Raw genomic sequence first — 21960 nt, forward strand, 5'->3', positions numbered from 1 at the left:
TAATGCCCATTCATTGGGCTACTCGATGAACATCAACATACTATTATGGTGTCCAACCTAATCTTAAGCGTGTGGTTTCGGATGACTCACCACTTCAGGAAGGATCTCATCTGATTCGAGCCTGAAAGGCTGAACATTATCAGGTAGTTTACTTTCAGTAATTTCAACAATGCTTGAACGATTCATGGTCACTTTAAAGCGAGCATATTCAGGTTGTTGCTTTCCGTCACGTAACACCGCAACCAAATTGACTTGATAACGACGTTCTACAGACTCATTACTAATATTACCTTCACTTTCTGAGTATATTTTAGCTTTTCCTCGCTCTAAATGGCGGGCAAAAGGCACTAAACTGAAGTTCACTTGCTCTTGAATTTGTGAATAATCAGCCTCAAAAGGCTTATTTGCCACCTTAGTCGCAATACGATAATGCAGTACTTCCGAATCCACTTTATTCTGGCTGTGGCGTTGCCTCATAATATCTGCCACCGTTTTGGGAATATCTTGGCTGCGCATGAATTCGAGCCAAACTAACTGCTTAGCCACCACGGTTTGAGTCGTGGTATCCCGTAAAATACGGCTCCATCTTGGACGACCGCGTTGGATAAGCCGCCACATCGCATTACGAAAATCCTCTTTAAAGATTTCCCTGAAACCATAAATAACCGCTAACGTCAGCAACAAGGTCAAGGTTAAGCCATTAAAGAAACCTTGCGCTTTTATAATCAATGCCGATACCACCAACATCACCAACCCAGTGGCGACGCCAGTAACAAATTTCTTTAACCCTACTCCAAGCGGTTTTAATTCTTCTTTTAATACTACGCCTTGTTGAATGAGTCGACGCAATAGCAACATCTTATTTGAAATACGGTTAGCGTCTTGCTGGGTTTGCATAGAGTTATATTTGCATACTTGCTCGCGGTAGTGATTCTCGTTACGGCATAAATTGAGCACTTTTTCTTTAACATCACTATAGTCAGCACTTCTAGGACTACGTGCCAATGTCTTTAATAACTGCTGCTCACAAAACCAAGACAAGTAATTATCGGCATGCTCAAAATAAGATTTCCACTTAGGATCATTCGGTTCATTGCGTCGAAACTTTTTCAATAGTTGCGCAACCACATCACAAAGCTCATCTAAAGCAGGATAAAATTCATTTAATTCTAGTTTTTGGTGCAACTCTTTAACGTCAGTTTCAATGGCGACAGCAAATTGATAAGCGAATAAATTGAGGTATAAACGAAACTCTTCTAAGGTGCGTTTATTTAAACTGACGAAACGGGACTGAACTAAGGGTAAATGCAGCCCTTTAGAATAATAAGAACGACGCCCAAGAATACTACTGTGATAATAATCTTCTTCATCTAAGGTATGCGAACCAATACCCATTTCTGTTGGCAAATAAAAATACAGATCAAATACCCGTTGATCACCAGGGCCCATTTGATGACTGAACTTTATTGATAACGCTTCTTCTTGTTTTACTTTAACTTTTGCCACTATATATTTCACACACCTTTTAAAATTGACACATAACTACTATACCGCAATGGGAATATTAAGCTAAAAGTTAATTTATTCAATCAAAATCAATCGGAAGTATTGGCTGATAGTAACTGACAGGACCAGATGTTATTACTTGGCAGAAATTTTAACGTTGCTCTCGTCAATGTATTATCTAAGTCAATTACCTGAATCTGCTGAGATACACTAGAACCAGCCATTAAGTGGTGAGCAGAAACACCATATTCATTTCGTAAATATGGTTGTAGCCGACTGTTTTGTTGCCAACTGATAGGTTGCAGTGTTAACGCTAAATGATAAGTAAATGAGCCAATATCAACATGTTTAACCTTACCTAATAGTTGAGCAATTTCGGTAGCGTCTGTTGCGGACTCGAGTTTATAAGTCAGCTGAGCTTGATGGTGATCAATGTCTAGCATTAACCATAAATTGCTTTTATCAACCGTTAACGACGACTCTCCTTGTTGACTGAAATAACCATCGGCATGGCAATTGAAATACCAAACATTATGGGTATTTGCAATGCGATTAAGCACACTGGTAGCAATGAATATAATGAGCAGAAAACTTAATACAAAAAAAAGTTTGCCGCGTTTTGACTGTAGTAATCGGCGTATTTTAATATGTAATAATAGGGTTCTTAATCTAGCCACAAATGTGTACCTTTTGCAGCCATTGCTGGGTGATAAATGGCGCACCCATATTATCGATACTGACTTTGATACTATTAATTAATGGTGTCGCTTCACTGGAGTCGGTTAAAGTGAAACTCATATAATCTTGATTGGCCGACAAAGCAACGTGAATGGAATCCCAGCGAATATTGTGACAAAGCCGTAGTTGCGATGATAAGCAGTCCGCATGCAAAATGGCATCTTGCTGATTATTATTGCCAAACACAAACAACTGAACAATACGTCCATCAGGGCTTAGCACTTGTCGCAATACATCGGCTTGAGCAAACTCTGGAGGGTTAAGCTTAGAGTAAACAAATAATAATACACATAGTAGAATAACAATAATAAACAGATACTGACCTAAAGATAATAGCCGTTCAGGTAATTCCAAGATTTTAGTACGCTTAGCGGTTGCAGTTGAATATAAAATCACCCCCTGTTCAGGTACATATTCAATAAGGTTGGTGTGGCGCTTACACATGTAATTAATAATTTTGCCGATAATATCGAGTAGTTCAGCATGAGATAATTGATGAGGACAGTCGCCTGAAATGGCCACTGTTTCAAGCATAGATAAGGGAACGACTTGACCACGATGCAGGACTAACTGGCTCAGAATCCAATACTCGTGATCATTTAAATGCCACTGGGCTGCCGTGGTCTGATCGACCAACAAACGTTGTGTATTGTCGAACCAACAACATCCTATTTGCATCGCCCTGTCTCAGTGTATCGACTGATTCAAAAAGTATACTCTCAAAGTGAGAGTTTAATGGATGTTAAGCCAGCTATCCTCCGGATAATATTGCTAATTCGTGAACCAGTCCGCGAATATAGCGATTATTTGCGCAAGGTATAATTGCATAATATTGAATATAGAAATTGCTAATTCATATTATTGTTGATTCATATTATCCTTGATTCGCCCAGTTTAAAATGGGAAAGGTTAAGACCATAGTCAATACAGAGCTAATATTATTGCTGGTGATCGCGCTGGCAATAGCAGAAATTGAGCCATCAATAGCAAGCTGATTAAAAGTAAAATCAACCTAATTAGCGATGAATAACGGTTGGATGTATATTGACAAGCGAGTGGATGCCTTAGTTTACTACCGATTGAATAAGTAAGTTACGGCTTAACAATGGCTCAATAGTCAGTGTTTTTGGTATATAGGTAAGACAATATTACAGCTAACAGCCCATAAAAAAAGCTGGCAAAGCCAGCTTTCTGTTACTTACACTCAAGTGAACTAGGCTTTAGATTAGTCACTTAAAATGCGTAAAGTAATGTCATGTTTGTTTCAGTATCAGTGCTTTCTTTGTCATCAAGCGGTTCACTGTTATAACGCACAATAACGGCAAATTTCATCGCTAGAGCACCTACGATATTGGCAGTTAATGAAGTTTCAGAACGCGCATCTAATTTACTACCCCAATCGGCAATAAATTTCTGTTGGAACTTAGATGAATCACTGATCTTGGTTTGGAAATCAATCACCGCGTGAGCAACAACGCTGTCGTCGCTATCATAACCTTCTGCCAGTGCTGATTCTTCATCAAGTTGTTGGTAAATATAACCAGGACCCGCCTCCGCTTTTAAAGACATTCTGTCGGTATCAATAAAACGGTAACCATAACCAGCTGACGTCGTTGAAGTGAAATCATAACCAGTGAATGGATCAACTTCATAGTTAGTGTTAGCAAACAAATAGCTCAAATCATTAATTTGATAGTCACCTTGCACACCAAGAAAATAACGCTTTGCAGTCACTTCTTCGGTATCTTCTTTGTATAATCCTTCAAACACATACTCGTTTTCCCAGTCACCTAATTCTTGTTTCAACGCTAGGCGCGCTTTAAACGAAGAAGTATCGGTATTACCTGTGGTTAAAGTCGCACCTAATTCTGCTTCACCAGCAAGAGTGGCATCACCTTCAACAAACTCACTTCCAGCATGTGCTGCAAATGGCATGGTTAGTGTAATAGCTGCAGTAAGTAGCAGTTTTTTCATGTCATTTCGTCCTTTATTTACGATTTACAAAATCTAATGGGGGGTCATGCGCTTAAAATTCCCACGCATACTAACACTTTGATCGCAGAATTGAAAAATAGTCATCCCCTTAAGCGTTAAGCAACAAGGCTCTTAGCCTGCCAACGGCCACTGCGCCAACGCCACAACATCGCCAACCCTCTAACCCACTCATCAAGCGCTAAGGCAGCCCAAATACCCAATAAACCATACTCTAAATGGATCCCGAGATAATAAGCACCTGGTACCGCGATACACCACATTGAAAATAAGCCCATAAAAAACGGAAACTTGGCATCGCCGCTAGCTCTTAACGCATTAATCACCACTAAATTAAAAGTTCTACCGGGCTCCATAACTAACGTGAGTACAAATAATTGCCCCACAAGGACAATAATGTCCTGTTCATCAGTAAACAGACCGACAAGGTTAGGTCCCCATATTGCAACGAATAAAGCCACAACACTGGTAACAATCAAACCCAATTTTAATGCGCGATACATTTGATGCTCTGCAGCTTTTAATTGCTTAGCCCCCACCATATGACCAATAATAATTTCGTTACCTATGCCTATCGATAGCCCGAACAATAAGATAAACATACAAATTTGAAAATATAATGACTGCGCCGCTAAGGCTTTATCACCCATTAAGCCAACAAATGAAGTGACGACCATAAATTGCAACATCCACGAGACGTTTTCGCCGGCGGCAGGTAAACCAATGTGAAACACTTTTTTTAGCATGACTTTATCTGGACGCAAAATACTCGGAATGTGTAATGGTATTTTGGTATAGCGTACAAACAACACCATCATAATGCTCACACCCACTAGTCGCCCAACAACAGTACTAATCGCAACCCCTGCTACACCCATTTGTGGCAAACCAAACCAACCATAGAGCAATAATAAGTTGCCAATAAAGGTGATCACATTCATCGATAATGTTACCCACATAGCTTGCTGGGTAAAACCATGAGCCCGCATTCCGGCCGCTAAGCACATGGCCATCGCTTCGGGAATTAAACACAAACCGACAATTTGTAAATACAATTTACCATCGGCCATAAGCTCCGCAGGTAAGTTCATTAGATTCAACATCATGGTTGAGCCGGTTAAAATACCTACCGCTGCGACCAAACCAACTAAAAAATTGAATCCGATAGATGAATACACTACGGCACTGGCTGCAGCTTTATTATTAGCCCCTAAATACTGAGTAATGACAACACTAGCGCCAATACTAACGAAACTAAATAACGTAATGGCCAGTTCAAACACCATATTACCAACCGACAGCGCCGCCACACCTTGATACGACACATGGCTTATCATAAAAGTATTAATTGCTGCCGTTAAAAAGTGCAAAGCAAAGTCGACGAACAATGGCCAGGTCAGTGAAAATAAGGATAAAGGTGCATTCGGCTTAACAAGCATATAATGAGTTCAACTATTAAAGATGGCTAACGGAATAAGGTTATATCAATAAATGATGACGTTTTTGCGTCAATTTTTAAGGCGAGGATGATGCTAGATAGCGTTTAAAAAAACAACGTTTTTCGTTATTAATTTACAAAAAAATCAGCTCATTCAAAAAATGAGCTGATTTGCTGTTTTAACGTAAAAAAGGTTTACATGATTTTAGGGTCAAGTTCACCAGATTGATAAGCTTTATACATTGCTTGTAGTGACTTAGGCTTAATTTTAGAGGCCATACCCGCACAACCAAATGCTTCATAACGAGTCGTACAAATGTCAGCCATCGCTTCCATTGATGCTTTTAAGAATTTACGAGGATCAAATTCTGCAGGATGTTCAGCTAAGAATTTACGCACTGCACCCGTTGATGCCAAACGTAAATCGGTATCAATGTTCACTTTACGCACACCGTGCTTAATACCTTCAACGATTTCTTCTAATGGTACGCCGTAAGTTTCTGGAATTTCACCACCATACTGGTTGATGATTTTCAGCCACTCTTGCGGTACAGAAGATGAACCGTGCATCACTAAATGCGTGTTAGGGATACGCGCATGAATTTCTTTAATACGGTCTATACGTAATACATCACCAGTAGGTTTACGACTAAACTTATAAGCTCCATGGCTGGTACCAATCGCAATAGCTAATGCATCAACATGAGTATCGGCAACAAAACGCGCTGCTTCTTCAGGAGTTGTTAGCATTTGGTCCATGCTGAGAATACCCGCAGCACCCACACCATCTTCTTCGCCTGCTTGGCCAGTTTCTAAACTGCCTAAACAACCGATTTCACCTTCAACTGACACACCACATGCATGAGCAAAAGCCACAGTACGACGAGTCACATCCACGTTATACTCGTATGACGCGGGTGTTTTACCATCGGCCATTAACGAGCCATCCATCATTACTGATGACATGCCTAACTGGATTGAGCGCTGACAAATGTCAGGATCAGTACCGTGATCTTGATGAATACATACCGGAATATCTGGATACTGCTCAAGCGCAGCAGCCATAAGATATTTTAAAAACTGTGGGCGAGCATATTTACGTGCACCAGCAGATGCTTGCACAATAACAGGGCTGTCAGTTGCTTCAGCCGCTTGCATAATTGCACGCATTTGTTCAAGGTTGTTCACGTTAAATGCAGGGACGCCATAACCATGCTCTGCAGCATGATCAAGCAGTTGTCGTAGAGAGATAAGAGCCATTTTGTTCTCCATTAATAGGGTGATTACTCACCTAGGTCGCTATCGTTTGGACGGATTTTAAACTCTGGCACAACCTACATCCTGTAGATTATGACAGAGCATTTTTTTATAATAATTATTATTAGGTTTTACGGTACAAATACTTGATATGTGATCTAAGCGCCACGCTTTTCAAGCATTGCTACAGCGGGTAATTCTTTACCTTCTAAAAACTCAAGGAAAGCACCACCGCCGGTTGAAATATAAGACACTTTGTCAGCAATGTTATACTTATCGACTGCCGCTAGAGTGTCACCACCGCCAGCAATAGAAAACGCTTTAGAATTAGCAATGGCTTGGGCAATACGCTTAGTACCTTCGCCGAATTGATCAAACTCAAACACGCCAACAGGACCATTCCAGACGATCGTCCCTGCTTGTTCAATAATTTTAGCCAGTGCTTCTGCGCTATCTGGGCCGATATCAAAAATCATATCGCTATCGGTCACGTCTGCTACTGACTTTAATGTTGCAGTTGCAGTTGGGCTAAATTCGCTTGCTACAACAACATCTGTTGGTACAGGAATATCACCACCACGGCTTCTAGCATTTGCCACAAGACGCTTTGCTTCTTCCACTAAATCAGCTTCATACAATGATTTACCGACGTTATAACCCGCAGCTGCGATAAAGGTATTGGCAATACCGCCACCCACAACAAGCTGGTCAACCTTAGTTGATAGGCTTTCAAGCACAGTTAATTTAGTCGACACTTTAGAACCACCTACTATCGCCACCATTGGACGAGCTGGGTTATCAAGCGCTTTGCCTAATGCATCTAATTCTTGCGACAATAATGGGCCAGCACAAGCAATAGGAGCATAAACACCTACACCATGAGTAGATGCTTGGGCACGATGAGCCGTACCAAATGCGTCCATTACATACACATCACATAATGCTGCCATTTTTTTAGACAGAGCTTCATCGTTTTTACCTTCGCCAATATTAAAGCGAACGTTTTCAAATACCACAACTTCGCCAACATTCACGTCAACGCCATCAAGATAATCACTCACTAAGCGCACTGGGCAGTCTAACGCTTTAGCTAAATAATCGACTACCGGCTGCATTGAATATTCAGCGTTAAACTCGCCTTCTGTTGGGCGGCCTAAATGAGACATCACCATTACGGCAGCGCCTTTTTTTAATGCGAGTTGAATGGTAGGTAATGATGCGCGTAAACGAGCATCACTTGTTACAACACCGTCGCTGACAGGTACGTTTAAATCTTCACGAATAAGCACACGCTTATTTTGTAGATCTAAATCTGTCATGTTAATAATTGCCATAATTAGCAGTTCCTTTTTAAGTTAATACAAAGTCTTGCTGCGCAACCGGCTTAACCCATTGCGACATAATCTGTTGATATTATCGATCTAACTTTGCTTGAATCATCGCTAAGCTAGTATCCAGCATGCGGTTGGCAAAACCCCATTCGTTGTCGCACCATAATAATAATTTGACCAAGTGGCCAGCACTGACACGCGTTTGGGTTCCGTCTACAATACTTGAACGTGGATCGTGGTTAAAATCACACGATACCAGAGGCTCGTCAGTATAGCCTAAAATACCATTAAAACTGCCGTTTGACGCAAGTTGTAACACACGGTTAATTTGCTCAATATTGACCTTTTTCTCTAGCGTGACAGACAGGTCGATCGCGGTCACATTTATGGTTGGCACCCTAACAGAAATCGCTTCAAACTTATCTTTCATGTGCGGCAAAATACGCTCAATGCCTCGCGCTAATTTTGTGTCTACCGGAATAATAGATTGACCAGCAGCACGAGTTCGACGTAAATCATCATGATAAGCATCGATCACTTGTTGATCGTTCATCGCCGAGTGAATCGTGGTAATGGCGCCACTCTTGACTTCAAAATGCTTATCCAATACATCGATAACCGGAACAATACAATTGGTAGTGCAAGATGCGTTAGAAATAACGGTATGCTCTGCGCGCAACAAATCATGATTAACACCATATACAATGGTCTCATCAACATCTGCAGAAGAAGGATGGCTTATCAGCACTTGCTTAGCACCTGCATGAATATGTGCTTCGCAAGCTTGGCGATCAATTAAGCTGCCGGTGGCTTCATAAACGATATCGATATCAAGTTCAGCCCAAGGCAATAAATTAGCATCGGGTTGATTGAGTAACAAAATGCTGTCATCACCAATAAGCAACTGATCACCATTTAGCTTAACGGTATGCTTGAAACGACCATGAGTCGTGTCATATTGAGTTAAATGACATATGGCTTCTGGCTTTGCCAACTCATTGATCGCCACAATTTGGATTTGTTGACGTTTTCCAGATTCGTACAATGCACGAAGTATTGAGCGGCCAATCCGGCCATAACCATTAATTGCAACTCGAATCATTTAGGGTCCAGAGTAATTATCCGAAGCACTTATTATTCAACAAATTATGATAAAAACATCTATTAATAAGTGACTTAGCATATATTATTTCACGTGAATTAAAGAGATAAAAAAACGGCCTACAATAGTATTGCAGGCCGTTATTATACAGATTAAACACCTAATAGATAAGTGTTTAATCTCAGTTGATTATCCTAAAGATTGGACAGTTTTTACTACATTATCAACAGTGAAGCCGAAATGTTTAAGTAAATCACCACCAGGAGCAGACTCACCAAAGGTGGTCATACCCACTACAGCACCATCAAAACCAATATATTTGTACCAGAAGTCAGTATGTGCCGCTTCAACCGCAACACGTTTAGTGACACCTTTTGGTAGTACAGATTCTTTGTAAGCAGCATCTTGCTTATCAAACTCAGTCGTAGAAGGCATAGAAACTACCCGCACTTTTTGACCTAGTTTGGTGAGCTCTGCGGCAGAATCCATCGCCAACTGCACTTCTGAACCTGTGGCAATCAAAATCACATCAGCAGTGCCTTGGCAATCAGACAGTACATAACCACCTTTAGCTACGTTAGCTAATTGCTCAGCAGTACGCGCTTGTGCCTTAAGACCCTGACGGCTAAAGATTAATGAAGTTGGTGCATCACGACGTTCAATCGCCGCCTTCCAAGATACTGCCGTTTCCGCAGCATCACATGGACGCCAAACAGCCATATTAGGCGTTAAACGTAAGTTAGCTAATTGCTCAACCGGTTGGTGAGTTGGGCCATCTTCGCCTTGGCCGATTGAATCATGGGTATAAACGAAAATGTTTTGAATGCCCATTAATGCTGACATACGTACCGCGTTACGTGCGTACTCCATGAACATCATGAAAGTTGCGCCATAGTTAATAAAACCACCATGTAACGACGCGCCGTTCATAATACCGCTCATACCGAATTCACGTACACCGTAATAGATGTAGTTACCGGCAGGATCGTCTTGAATACCTTTTGAACCAGACCAAAGCGTTAAATTAGAACCGGCTAAGTCAGCGCTACCGCCAAGTAATTCAGGCAACATAGCACCAAAGAAACCAATTGAATTTTGAGACGCTTTTCGACTCGCAATACCTTCGGCTTTATCTTGGCTTTCTTGGATAAAGGCTTGTGCTTTTGCTTCAAAATCTGCAGGTAAGTCACCTTTTAATACGCGACGTTCATATTCTGCAGCCAGTTCAGGGAACGCAACTTGGTAAGCAGCAAACTTGTCATTCCATAATGACTCGTTAGCAACACCTTTATGTTTAGCATCCCAACCAGCATACACATCAGATGGGATTTCAAAAGGAGCGTGTGGCCAGTTTAAGAACTCACGAGCTGCTGCAATTTCAGCATCACCTAATGGTGCACCATGACAATCATGGCTACCCGACTTGTTAGGCGAACCAAAACCAATAATGGTTTTACAGCAAATCATCGATGGCTTATCTGTTACAGATTTAGCTTGTTCAATCGCGGCGCGGATAGCATCTGGATTATGACCATCTACATCGGCAATAACGTGCCAGCCATAGGCTTCAAAACGCTTAGGAGTGTCATCAGTGAACCAGCCTTCAACATGACCATCGATAGAAATACCGTTGTCATCCCAAAATGCGACTAACTTTCCAAGGCCTAATGTTCCGGCTAATGAACTGACTTCGTGAGAAATACCTTCCATTAAACAGCCATCACCTAAGAAACAGTAGGTGAAGTGATCGACGATGTCGTGGCCTGGACGGTTAAACTGAGCCGCCAAGGTTTTTTCCGCAATAGCCATACCAACAGCATTACTCAAACCAGCGCCTAAAGGACCGGTTGTAGTTTCAACACCAGGGGTATAACCATATTCAGGATGACCAGGCGTTTTTGAATGCAGCTGACGGAATTGCTTTAGCTCTTCAATAGGCAATTCATAGCCAGTTAAATGCAATAAAGAGTATATAAGCATAGAGCCATGACCGTTTGACAGAACAAAACGATCGCGATCGACCCAGTTAGGATTAGTTGGATTGTGCTTTAGAAAATCATTCCATAGCACTTCGGCGATATCTGCCATCCCCATTGGGGCACCTGGATGACCAGAGTTAGCTTTTTGAACCGCATCCATACTTAGGGCGCGAATAGCGTTAGCGAGTACTTTACGAGATGACATGCTCTCTCCTGCTTGTTTGTAAGGTCTAACGGGCAATTGTGAAGCCATATTTTCCCCTACAAGGCGATGTGACGCAAATTAAAATTTTTCGGGTTTCTTTTTAACCGTTAAATAAACGGTGATTTCATACAATGCCAATAAATAAACATCGTAAATACAGCATCAAATGGTCAGCATGACCATAACATGAGATAAATACAGAGTAATTATTTATTGCCACTTGTAAATAAAAAGTATCGTGATTGGCAGAGCTATGGCTCTGATTAGGCAATATAATCTCTAATCTATCAAAAACATTGTCTATTTTTATGATAAATACACCGCGCAAGTCGATGAGCACTTAAATAAAGCCATATGAATCAAAAACTTGATTTTTCACCAGTATAAACATATCTATGATTAACAAAAAAAATTATGCTCCATTGCACAATTCTCCAGTTAAATTCGTATAAAGGGGTGTTATCAAATTAGATTTCGACTAAAATAGACGTCTAGACGTATATTCAAATGCAACCAACGAGATTCTCCTATTATGGCAAAGCACTTGTTTACCTCTGAGTCTGTCTCAGAAGGTCATCCAGATAAAATCGCCGATCAGATTTCTGATGCGGTATTAGACGCAATACTTGAGCAAGATCCAAAGGCTCGTGTTGCGTGCGAAACGTATGTCAAAACCGGTATGGTATTAGTGGGCGGTGAAGTCACCACTTCTGCTTGGGTAGACATTGAAGAAATTACCCGTAAAACCGTACGCGAAATCGGTTACACCAATTCAGATATGGGTTTTGATGCTGATTCATGTGCGGTACTTAATGCCATAGGTAAACAGTCACCAGATATCAATCAAGGTGTTGATCGTTCAGACCCTGCAGAGCAAGGTGCTGGTGATCAGGGTTTAATGTTTGGTTATGCCAGCAATGAAACTGATGTATTAATGCCTGCACCGATTACTTACGCGCACAAATTAGTTAAGCGTCAGTCTGAAGTACGCAAAGACGGCACACTACCTTGGTTACGCCCAGATGCTAAAAGCCAGGTAACGTTTGCTTATGATGATGGCAAAATCATCGGTATTGATGCGATTGTATTATCTACTCAACATCGTGAAGACGTGAGTCAAGCTGATTTAATTGAAGCGGTAATGGAAACTATCATCAAGCCGGTATTACCTGCTCAATGGTTAAACAAAGACACTAAATACTTTATCAACCCTACTGGTCGCTTTGTGATTGGTGGCCCTGTTGGTGATTGTGGTTTAACAGGTCGTAAAATTATTGTAGATACCTACGGCGGTATGGCTCGTCACGGTGGTGGTGCTTTCTCTGGTAAAGACCCATCAAAAGTAGACCGTAGCGCGGCTTATGCTGCACGTTATGTAGCTAAAAATATCGTTGCAGCTGGTCTAGCTGACCGTTGTGAGCTACAAGTGTCATATGCTATTGGTGTTGCAGAGCCAACGTCTATTAGTATTGAAACATTCGGTACCGGTAAAGTATCAGAAGAAGTATTGATTAAATTAATACGTCAACACTTCGAATTACGTCCATACGGCTTAACAGCAATGCTAGATTTGGCACGCCCAATCTATCAGCAAACTGCTGCTTATGGCCACTTTGGCCGAGATATCTTCCCTTGGGAAGCGACTGATAAAGCTGAAGCACTTCGTGCAGATGCAGGTTTATAATCAGCCAGCATAATTATCGTCTTAAGCTAGTGTCTGTATTAAGCTAACACGATAAAAAATAAAACCGCCAACTGGCGGTTTTATTTTATCTATCATTGGCAATACAATGATTTGATCTAAACATTTAATCTCAACATTTAATCTCAACAATGGCTCAGATTATGTATCAACCCACTTGGCTAAACACAAAGATAACAGCAAACCACCAGCCATCAACGGCAACTAACCCCTGTGCGATAAACAGCCCTGTTACTAACATTCCAGCCATTAACTTGCCAGCCATTAAACAGTGGTCTGCAATCAAGTTATTCTATCGTCAACATATGCCGTATGCTCGATTAGCTCAGAAAGAGTCTGTGGCTGTCATTCATCATCTAAGCCCACCAGCTACTGATGAAGTTGATATAAGCCAGCAAAAAATAATCGCTGCGGTAAGAGTTAAACCTATTGGCCAATATCAATTAATCAATGGATTATTGGTTCACCCTGACTACCGTGGACAACAGCTTTCAACTCAGTTATTGAAATTTATCGCGCCCAAATTAACCGCTAAAAATTGCTTCTTGTTTGCTCATCCGTGGTTAATTGGCTTATATCAACAGCAGCACTTTATCGTTATAGATCAAAATGTCGTGATAGGTCAAAATGATTTATCAGCGATACCAGCAGACATCACTCAGTTGTATCGTCGCTATCACAGTGAACAACGACCACTAGTGTTGATGCAGCTCAATGATCCCGATAAATAATCTAGATTAATAATCTAACTCAATAAGATCAATGAGCCAAACTCAGACAAAATCTAGATCGTATTAAAGCCTCTCAAGGCTATTGCACACCAATAAATTTAGCCCAAATAGACTTAAGCGTAATCAAACTAAGTCAGCATAAGTACAAGGTGATCGAACTCGTTAACAATGATCGAAATGTGAACTTTCAATACACATAAACGACACTTGTTGCATTGTCATTACGGGCACTACTTTGACACTGATAGACGCTAAGTTAATCCGCTCGACATCGGTAAATAGCGTAATCGCTGCTTGATAATTATTGGTTACGCCACAAAATAGCCACATGTCTTGCCAGCGCACAAAATACCCCGATTGCTGCAATTGCGGATCATCTGGATTTTGTAAATCGGCTTCAACACACTCATACAACTCTGTCGCATCAGTCAACACCGCGGCTATTAGCTTCATATTGTCAAATGCAGATAATCTTAAATCCAAATAGGGTGAAAAGAGTGCTTCAAAGTTAGTACTCATAATATTCCTCATAAATAACCACTTTATCAACACCCCTTAGTATAACGATCACGTAATATTAGCTGTGGCCAGTAAACAATAATCACGTTGTTCAAAACGAAATTGATCAATCTCTGTCATTGCGGCTTTTTGTTGATGTGCTGCCAACGAACGCGCATTGTCAGCGGCAACATACGTCACCATAAATGGAAAGGTATCTGCCACTTGTTTTTTTAATTCGGTAACCAGCGCCGAAAAAACTCCCTGGCCGCGTTTTGATTCTTGTATCCAAACGGGTCCATATTGGCACGTGTTAGTCGTCGATAAAGCTTGTCCATTTAAATCGGCAAACTTAAGTTTTTGAATAATATGTCGGTACAATGGTTGCGAGGAAAAAAATGACCATTTTGCCGCCATCACATATCCAATGATCACCCCTTGCTCTTCAGCTACGATAAACCAATGTTGATTTATCAACTGGCTCACCTCTGCTTTGGTAAATGAATGAGCATGAAGTTGGCTATTTGAACCTACCAACTCATCATCAACATGGGCTCGTTCTAACTGCACAATAGCAGCAACATCGGTTAATAACGCCTTACGGATAATAAATGACAATGATTATTCCTTTGACCCTGAATTGGGAGATTGTTTCTTAGCCCATTCTATCACTAGCGCAACGGGCAGCGGAGACATAATTAGTGTTCCCACGCCAATGAGTGAAGCAATGACCAACATCCCACTGACTTGTTGACCGATATCACTTTGCCAATATAAGCCGACACCCACCAACAACATGATTAAACCGACGAAATGTAACACTTTAACTAATTTGATCATTTGCGACTCTTTAATACGTTAAATAATGTTCATTAATCCAAAACATTACAATTATTTACGCTCTTATTCACACTCAAGTAGTAGAATAACGGCAATTTTTTGGTATATGGAAATCTCTCAACATGATAAAGCATATTCTCGGCGCCACTGTTATATTTTTAGGCCTTAGTGCTTGTCAAAGCCACACTCAAATTGTCTCAAATGAACAATTAATTGGTACTTGGCATGTAGAAGTCGTCCTCGACACTCCTACCATTAATAATAGCCCAGCAAATTTAGTTTTTGCTCCAAACGGTGAACTGACAGGTAATAATAGCTGTAATCAATTTTTTGGTCGTTACGCCCAACAAGGTCACTTGCTTCAACTTGCACCATCAGGTTCGACTATGAAAGCCTGTATCGATAGTTTAATCACCCAAGAAGCTGAACTGATGCAAGCGATTTCATTGGTAGAACAAGTTGATTTCTCTAAAGGAAAACTCAATCTATTGTCTATAAATGGTGATACGCTATTGGTACTGACAAAACAATCGTTACCCTTATCCTAAAGCCTATGGTTTAAATGAGTCGCCGGATTAGTTATTAGTGTCAGTTTAAAGTTCCATTAAAAAATGAATTTTTATTCAATAAATCTGATTCTTTCTTGACTTAATAAGTCAATCTATTCAAAATGTGCTAGATTTTTGAATAACAACTATAAGATGAATTATCACTATGCCAGCGACAAGAAATCAGGATGAGCTCGTACGCACTTTTAAAGCGATTCTCAAAGAAGAACGTTTTGGAAGCCAAAGCGAGATTGTTAATGCGCTTCAAGCCGAAGGATTCGGTAATATTAATCAATCTAAAGTATCACGTATGCTCAGCAAATTTGGTGCTGTACGCACTCGCAACGCTAAGCAAGAGATGGTGTATTGCCTCCCTGCCGAGCTAGGCGTACCTACTGCGGGTAGCCCAGTTAAAAATTTGGTATTGGATGTCGATCATAACCAAGCCATGATCGTGGTAAGAACTAGCCCTGGTGCTGCGCAATTAATCGCCCGTTTGCTCGACTCAATAGGCAAACCAGAAGGGATATTAGGTACTATTGCCGGTGATGATACTATTTTCATCTGTCCAGCAAGTATTAAAACCATTGATGAGACATTAGAAACGGTTAGATCTTTATTCAACTATAGTGAATAAAAAACCATTTCAATAAAAAAGCAATGCCATGGCATTGCTTTTTTATTACCTAAAACTGGCGTTTACGCATCATCAAATTGAGTTAAAAAATCCAATGATGGCACAAAGAAAGACGATCCAGTCAGCGCTTTAGTAAACAACATCAAATGATCATGATTCCCGTGACCATCACCGTGCACCATACTGCGGAGCATTTGTTCGAAGTGATCCGGTGTACGACATACTGAAATAAACATCAATCCTTGTTCTCTAATCGAACCATATGGCATGCTTTGACGTAAAATTTCTAATGCGTTACCGTGTGGATCTTTTAAGTTAACTCGTTTTGTGTGGCTGGTTAATGGCTTATCTTCTGATTCATACTCAATATCATCAACTTTGGTACGACCAAAAATATCTTCTTGTTTTTTAAGCGGTAAACGATGCCACTTACTTAAGTTATGCATGTATTTTTGGACATGAACATAACTACCAGAGACAAATTCTTGATCTTCATCACCGACAAGTGCAACTTGTTGACGATGGCGTCCTTTAGGGTTTTCAGTACCATCAACAAAACCAGTTAAGTCACGACTGTCCATAAAGCGAAAGCCACGTTCCTCATCGACTAACTCGACCAAATCTTCAAACATTTGGTTAATTTCATTGGCGACAAGATGCAAAATATCATAGCGATCACAACGGATATGAATAAACAGATCATATTCCATTGCAGGTGCATCACGGTTACCTTCACTCATGGCCGGAAAAGGTTTTAATAATGCAGGGCGAGATTCTGGATAAAAGGTATCCCAAAAATTAGCCCCAATACCCACAAAGCCATTAAAAGCACTGTCGGCATATTGATCCGTGAGTTCATAAATATACTGCGCTACATTAGCAATAGATGGGCGTAACTGATCTTCAACACCATCGTTGGCATTAAACATCAAGTACACACTGTGTAAATTCCCTTCTGCGCAAATTCCTAACTGTTCACGAGGCATAACTTGGTTACCCATATTAACTTCATCCATCTTAATACTAAATGTCGGCCTAAACGGTGATAATTTAACGTTTTGATGTTATTCGACGGCGATTAACATCTCTTACCAGTTAAGCTAATCATTAGATTAACTTAATCAAATTTAAATTACTTGAAGTGTACTCACATTTAGCCCGTTTGTAATACATATTGTATTCATATTCGTGCAGATAACAGCTTGATCATTCATTACAATTGTTAACGAACTCACTAGAGTTAAGGGCCAAAAAGTAAGCCCTAAATCAGATATTTAGCCTATGTCATCGTAAAATTAGCCATTATTTTGCAAGCATGAGGTAAGTATCTTATTGCTGGGGTGTTTAAAGCAGCGTTATTACAAGTTAATAACGTACTGTTAGCAACACTTTTAGCAAACAAAGGGGAATTTGATAACCACTTTCCCCGAACTAAGGTTCACTACAGGCTGGACAATTAAAATTACAGCATTGATAGTTAATTAAAAATCACCAGTGGATGCGCTGTAATATTTATGTCCACTCGTTGACCGGGCATTATCGTCGTTGATTGGCTACTGACGTCCAAAATATCATCGCCAATTTGGACCTGATAATGACATACCGTACCAAGGAAATGCCTTTCGACAATGCATCCTCGGCCATTGATACAAGGATGTAACTCAATTTGCTGTGGTCTCAATAATAATTGCCCTTGGCTGCCAACAGGTAAAGACAATGCTTCTGTGCTGCTAAGATCGCCCAAAGAATAGTGCACTTGATGGCTGGAGGTGACCGTAACAGGTAAATAATTACCTGCGCCTAAAAAGTCGGCAACGTAGCGATCAGTTGGTGCACTGTATAAGGTTTCGGCTTTACCATGCTGAATAATGGCGCCATCCTTAAATAAAGCCAGTTTATCTGCAAACACAAATGCTTCATCTTTACTGTGAGTCACAAACACGGCACTGACATTACGTTGTTTCAATATGGCGCGAATTTCTAACATCATATCGTTACGAACTTGCGCATCGATATTGGAAAAAGGTTCATCTAGCAATAATAATTCTGGTTGATATGCCAATGCACGTGCAATCGACACTCGTTGCTGTTGACCGCCTGATAATTCATGCGGGTAACGCGATGCCAACCCGGTTAATTTAACCAACTCGAGCATTTCTTCTAATCGAGCTAACCGCGCAGTACGATTGAGTTCGTTAACCCCAAATAAGATATTGTCTGCCACGGTTAAGTGCGGAAATAAGGCATAGTCTTGAAAAATCATTCCCACACCACGTTGCTCGCTCGCAACAAACACACCATCACCACTCAGCGTTTGCCCATTGATGCTGATGCAACCTTGGCTAATGGCTTGTAAGCCCGCAATCGCGCGCAGCAGTGTTGTCTTGCCGCAGCCACTGGGGCCTAATAATGCGACAATTTCACCTTGCGCCAAGGTAAGATCTAAATGGCGCAACACCACTTGACCGTGATAATCGCTGCAAACATTTTCAATGGTTAAGGTTGACATAATTAGCCTTGTTGCTCCAAAGAGCGATTAAGATAAATCAAGGGTACAAGCCCAACTAACACAATCACAATAGCGGCCAATGCGCCATGTTCTAGTTTTTCATCTGAGACAAATTGGAAAACATAAGTCGCCAAGTTTTCAAATCCTATAGGACGCAATAATAACGCTGCGGGTAATTCTTTCATGCTTTCAATAAACACTAACAAAGCACCGGCAAAAATCCCTTTGCGTAATAAAGGCAAATGTACTCGCCATAGTAGCTGAGTAGGCGTTCGTCCTAAGGTAATACACGCCATGTCTAAAGAAGGGGAAATACGTTTATAACTGTTTTCTAAACTGCCGATGGATATAGCAATAAAACGAACACAAAAAGCAAAAATCAGTGCAAACACGCTGCCAGTCAGCAATAAACCTGGGCCTTGGGCGCCAAACCAATCGTAAATATCGTTAATCGCAAAGTCGATAAGCGTCAGAGGTACTAATACACCAATCGCCAACACCGTTCCCGGTAAAGCATAACCAGTACTGCTCAATCTTGCGGGAAGCTGATCACTTTGTCGCGGACTCACACGGCGTACAAACATTAATATCAATGATAGGACTACGCACACACCACTGACAATAGCGGCAATATATAAACTGTTTAGGCTATACTGCCAAAATCGAACATCCCAACTTTCATTGAAATAATCGATAGCATATCCACACAACACAATGAAAGGTAATAAAAAGGCTGTAAATAACAAAACAGCGCAATAGCCTAATGCGACCCAAGCCATTTTTGGTGACAACACATATCTGTCAGCTTCATTAAGAGAAGATTGTTTTTGAAATAATTGTTGTTTCCGACGGGCAAAACGCTCAACCCCAATCATAGAAAATACCACTAACAGCATAATGGCTGACAGCTTTGCTGCCGCGGTTAAACTGCCATAGCCGAGCCACGTGTCGTAAACTGCTGTGGTTAATGTCGGTACAGCAAAATAACTCACGGTGGCAAAGTCTGCTGCGGTTTCCATTGCCACAAGTGCAACGCCGACAGCCAAAGCGGGTCTTGCCATTGGCAGCGCAAGACGCCAAAAACTGCGCCACGGACTACATCCCATAACACGCGATGCGTATAACAAACTGGAAGACTGCTCCATAAACGCAGTACGCGCTAATAAATAAATATAAGGAAACAATACTAACGATAATATTATCGCTGCTCCGCCAAGACTGCGTATCGCGGGAAAGTAATAGTCGTGGGGAGATTGCCAGTCAAACCAAGCCCTCAATACACGTTGCACCGGACCTGCATAATCAAGCATGTCGGTATAAACATAAGCCACAATGTAGGCTGGCATCGCTAACGGGAGAAGGAGTAGCCATTGAAAGTAACGGCGAAAGGGAAAGTCACAACGGGCAATTAACCAAGCAGCAGGAATCGCTAAAAGTAGGCTTCCGAGTCCAACCAACAACATGAGCAATAAACTATTGACTATGTATGTCGGTAGCACTGTATTGAATAAATGGCTAAATACAGCTTGATCAGGAAGAGTGGACTGCACAATTAAGGCAATCAGTGGCAAGATTAATATTGCCGTAATAAAATAACCAGCAAGCGACCAGCTTCTGGTTAAACCTAAAATCATAAATAATACCGAGTTAACTTAGCGCACCATCAATAAATCTATCAATCTATCAATCTATCAATCATATCGATAATGCGCTGATAATGTTTAAACAAGCTTCAATTAAAGATCAAATTTCACTTCATCAAGCAGTTTTACAGCGTCTTGATGATATTCAGCCAACTTATAGATAGGCAAACTATCGGCTTTAAAATCACCCCATGACGCCACTAATTCAGACGGTTCGACATCAGCCTTTACCGGATATTCCATATTAACTTCAGCATACATTTTCTGTGCAACGTTTGAAGTAAGAAATTCCATTAGCTTAATCGCATTATCTTTATGCGGTGAATGTTTGGCTAATGCCATACCTGATACGTTTACATGAGCACCACGGTTCTGTTGATTAGGAAAGTTAATTTCAACCGCTTCAGCCCAGCTTTTCTGATTTTTATCCATCAGCATGTTGCCGTAGTAGTAGCTGTTACCGATAGCAATGTCACACATGCCTTCTTTAACTGCTAATACTTGATCACGATCATTGCCTTGAGGCTTACGAGCTAAATTAGCTTTTACCCCTTCTAACCAGGTTTTCGTTTTCGCTTCACCGTCATGGGCAATCATCGACGCCACTAATGCGACGTTATAAGGGTGTTTACCGCTGCGGGTACAAATTTTACCTTTGTATTCTGCTGAAGCTAAGTCTTCGTAATCGATGTCAATTTTACCGCTACGCTCTTTTGAAGAATACAGATTACGAACACGCATCGTCAGCGCATACCAATTGTTCTGTTGTGACCGATATTGAGGGGGAATATTGCTATTAATCACCGCACTGTCGACGGGAGAAACAAGATCTTTTTCCACTAATTCCATTAAGCGAGAGAAGTCAGATGTTAACACCACGTCAGCGGGAGATAGGCGACCTTCACGCACCATACGTTCTGCAATGCCATCTTTAGCAAAAACAACCTTTACGTCGACACCACTTTGCTCGGTAAACTTTTCTAGAATAGGTTCAATCAGGAAAGCTTGGCGATAAGAATAAACCGTTAATGCATCTGCAGCACTCACAGAAGAAGCAACACAAGCCAAGCCTAATAATGCGACACTTTTTAGCAATTTCATTAATCAACGCTCCTTAACTGAATCAATATTCCGCCGCCACCGGCGCAATTGATAATGGTTATCAATTGCAACAGGGTAAGTGATCATATCAAAAGGAGCAAGTGCTGTTTCACATTCAGCGGTTAAAACGCCAAGGCTAAAACATCAAATTGTTATGCTGTAAGCCGGTAATCTCCCCATTTTTAGCTGAGATCAAAAGTAGA

20 protein-coding genes are annotated in these 21960 nt (G+C 40.9%); 4 read left to right on the forward strand and 16 right to left on the reverse strand.

Annotated features, from left to right (window positions below):
- Positions 1 to 63 precede the first annotated feature (63 nt).
- The 9 genes from GUY17_RS17050 to tkt form a co-directional block, all read right to left on the reverse strand.
- Positions 64 to 1506, reverse strand: coding sequence for a hypothetical protein (locus GUY17_RS17050; protein WP_101085333.1), 1443 nt, complete (start codon positions 1504 to 1506; stop codon positions 64 to 66).
- Positions 1507 to 1595: 89 nt separating this feature from the next.
- Positions 1596 to 2183 (reverse strand): hypothetical protein, encoded by a 588-nt coding sequence (locus GUY17_RS17055; RefSeq protein ID WP_162023820.1) that lies wholly within the window; start codon positions 2181 to 2183, stop codon positions 1596 to 1598.
- On the reverse strand, positions 2176 to 2922 hold the full coding sequence (locus GUY17_RS17060; protein WP_162023821.1) for a hypothetical protein: 747 nt from the start codon (positions 2920 to 2922) through the stop codon (positions 2176 to 2178). The genes GUY17_RS17055 and GUY17_RS17060 overlap by 8 nt, the downstream gene beginning before the upstream one ends.
- Before the next feature lie 555 nt (positions 2923 to 3477).
- A complete protein-coding gene (locus tag GUY17_RS17065; protein ID WP_101085330.1) occupies positions 3478 to 4218 on the reverse strand; it encodes a DUF481 domain-containing protein in 741 nt (246 codons plus the stop codon).
- Positions 4219 to 4334: 116 nt separating this feature from the next.
- Positions 4335 to 5675 (reverse strand): MATE family efflux transporter, encoded by a 1341-nt coding sequence (locus tag GUY17_RS17070; RefSeq protein WP_162023822.1) that lies wholly within the window; start codon positions 5673 to 5675, stop codon positions 4335 to 4337.
- Positions 5676 to 5869: 194 nt separating this feature from the next.
- Entirely contained in the window at positions 5870 to 6934 is a 1065-nt protein-coding gene (fba, locus tag GUY17_RS17075; protein WP_101085328.1) for a class II fructose-bisphosphate aldolase, read from the reverse strand.
- A gap of 155 nt (positions 6935 to 7089) precedes the next feature.
- A complete protein-coding gene (locus tag GUY17_RS17080; RefSeq protein WP_101085327.1) occupies positions 7090 to 8265 on the reverse strand; it encodes a phosphoglycerate kinase in 1176 nt (391 codons plus the stop codon).
- A gap of 79 nt (positions 8266 to 8344) precedes the next feature.
- Positions 8345 to 9364: an erythrose-4-phosphate dehydrogenase gene (epd, locus tag GUY17_RS17085; RefSeq protein ID WP_101085326.1), complete on the reverse strand. Its 1020-nt coding sequence runs from the start codon at positions 9362 to 9364 to the stop codon at positions 8345 to 8347.
- A gap of 189 nt (positions 9365 to 9553) precedes the next feature.
- Positions 9554 to 11548: a transketolase gene (gene tkt, locus GUY17_RS17090; RefSeq protein WP_101085325.1), complete on the reverse strand. Its 1995-nt coding sequence runs from the start codon at positions 11546 to 11548 to the stop codon at positions 9554 to 9556.
- A gap of 532 nt (positions 11549 to 12080) precedes the next feature.
- On the opposite strand from tkt, the gene metK reads away from it, so the two are divergent.
- On the forward strand, positions 12081 to 13232 hold the full coding sequence (gene metK / locus GUY17_RS17095; RefSeq protein WP_162023823.1) for a methionine adenosyltransferase: 1152 nt from the start codon (positions 12081 to 12083) through the stop codon (positions 13230 to 13232).
- A gap of 161 nt (positions 13233 to 13393) precedes the next feature.
- The gene (locus GUY17_RS17100; protein WP_162023824.1) at positions 13394 to 13981 is read left to right on the forward strand and encodes a GNAT family N-acetyltransferase; all 588 of its coding nucleotides are present in this window, start codon (positions 13394 to 13396) and stop codon (positions 13979 to 13981) included.
- 162 nt (positions 13982 to 14143) lie between these two features.
- Here GUY17_RS17100 and GUY17_RS17105 read toward each other — a convergent pair whose 3' ends face one another.
- From GUY17_RS17105 to GUY17_RS17115, 3 genes are read right to left on the reverse strand one after another with little or no spacing between them, the layout of a single operon-like run.
- Positions 14144 to 14500, reverse strand: a complete 357-nt coding sequence (locus GUY17_RS17105; RefSeq protein WP_123777952.1) for a hypothetical protein — start codon at positions 14498 to 14500, stop codon at positions 14144 to 14146.
- Positions 14501 to 14548: 48 nt separating this feature from the next.
- Positions 14549 to 15097 carry a GNAT family N-acetyltransferase gene (locus tag GUY17_RS17110; RefSeq protein WP_101085321.1) on the reverse strand — a complete coding sequence of 183 codons (549 nt, stop codon included), beginning with the start codon at positions 15095 to 15097 and terminating at the stop codon, positions 14549 to 14551.
- Positions 15098 to 15100: 3 nt separating this feature from the next.
- Positions 15101 to 15319, reverse strand: coding sequence for a hypothetical protein (locus GUY17_RS17115; RefSeq protein ID WP_101085320.1), 219 nt, complete (start codon positions 15317 to 15319; stop codon positions 15101 to 15103).
- Between the two features lie 122 nt (positions 15320 to 15441).
- On the opposite strand from GUY17_RS17115, the gene GUY17_RS17120 reads away from it, so the two are divergent.
- Both GUY17_RS17120 and argR read left to right on the forward strand, forming a co-directional pair.
- A complete protein-coding gene (locus tag GUY17_RS17120; RefSeq protein ID WP_101085319.1) occupies positions 15442 to 15867 on the forward strand; it encodes an META domain-containing protein in 426 nt (141 codons plus the stop codon).
- Positions 15868 to 16033: 166 nt separating this feature from the next.
- The gene (argR, locus tag GUY17_RS17125) at positions 16034 to 16504 is read left to right on the forward strand and encodes a transcriptional regulator ArgR (protein ID WP_011636127.1); all 471 of its coding nucleotides are present in this window, start codon (positions 16034 to 16036) and stop codon (positions 16502 to 16504) included.
- A 62-nt stretch (positions 16505 to 16566) separates the two neighbouring features.
- On the opposite strand, the gene GUY17_RS17130 is transcribed toward argR, so the two are convergent.
- The 4 genes from GUY17_RS17130 to GUY17_RS17145 all read right to left on the reverse strand — a co-directional run bounded on the left by GUY17_RS17130 (position 16567) and on the right by GUY17_RS17145 (position 21757).
- Positions 16567 to 17505, reverse strand: coding sequence for a Dyp-type peroxidase (locus GUY17_RS17130; RefSeq protein ID WP_101085318.1), 939 nt, complete (start codon positions 17503 to 17505; stop codon positions 16567 to 16569).
- 476 nt (positions 17506 to 17981) lie between these two features.
- Positions 17982 to 19016, reverse strand: coding sequence for an ABC transporter ATP-binding protein (locus GUY17_RS17135; RefSeq protein ID WP_174839685.1), 1035 nt, complete (start codon positions 19014 to 19016; stop codon positions 17982 to 17984).
- Complete coding sequence (locus GUY17_RS17140) at positions 19016 to 20647, reverse strand: iron ABC transporter permease (protein ID WP_162023826.1); 1632 nt, start codon at positions 20645 to 20647, stop codon at positions 19016 to 19018. The genes GUY17_RS17135 and GUY17_RS17140 overlap by 1 nt, the downstream gene beginning before the upstream one ends.
- A 102-nt stretch (positions 20648 to 20749) precedes the next feature.
- The gene (locus tag GUY17_RS17145) at positions 20750 to 21757 is read right to left on the reverse strand and encodes a Fe(3+) ABC transporter substrate-binding protein (RefSeq protein ID WP_162023827.1); all 1008 of its coding nucleotides are present in this window, start codon (positions 21755 to 21757) and stop codon (positions 20750 to 20752) included.
- Between the last annotated feature and the right edge of the window lie 203 nt (positions 21758 to 21960).

It is taken from the genome of Shewanella sp. Arc9-LZ, assembly GCF_010092445.1.
GTDB lineage: Bacteria > Pseudomonadota > Gammaproteobacteria > Enterobacterales > Shewanellaceae > Shewanella.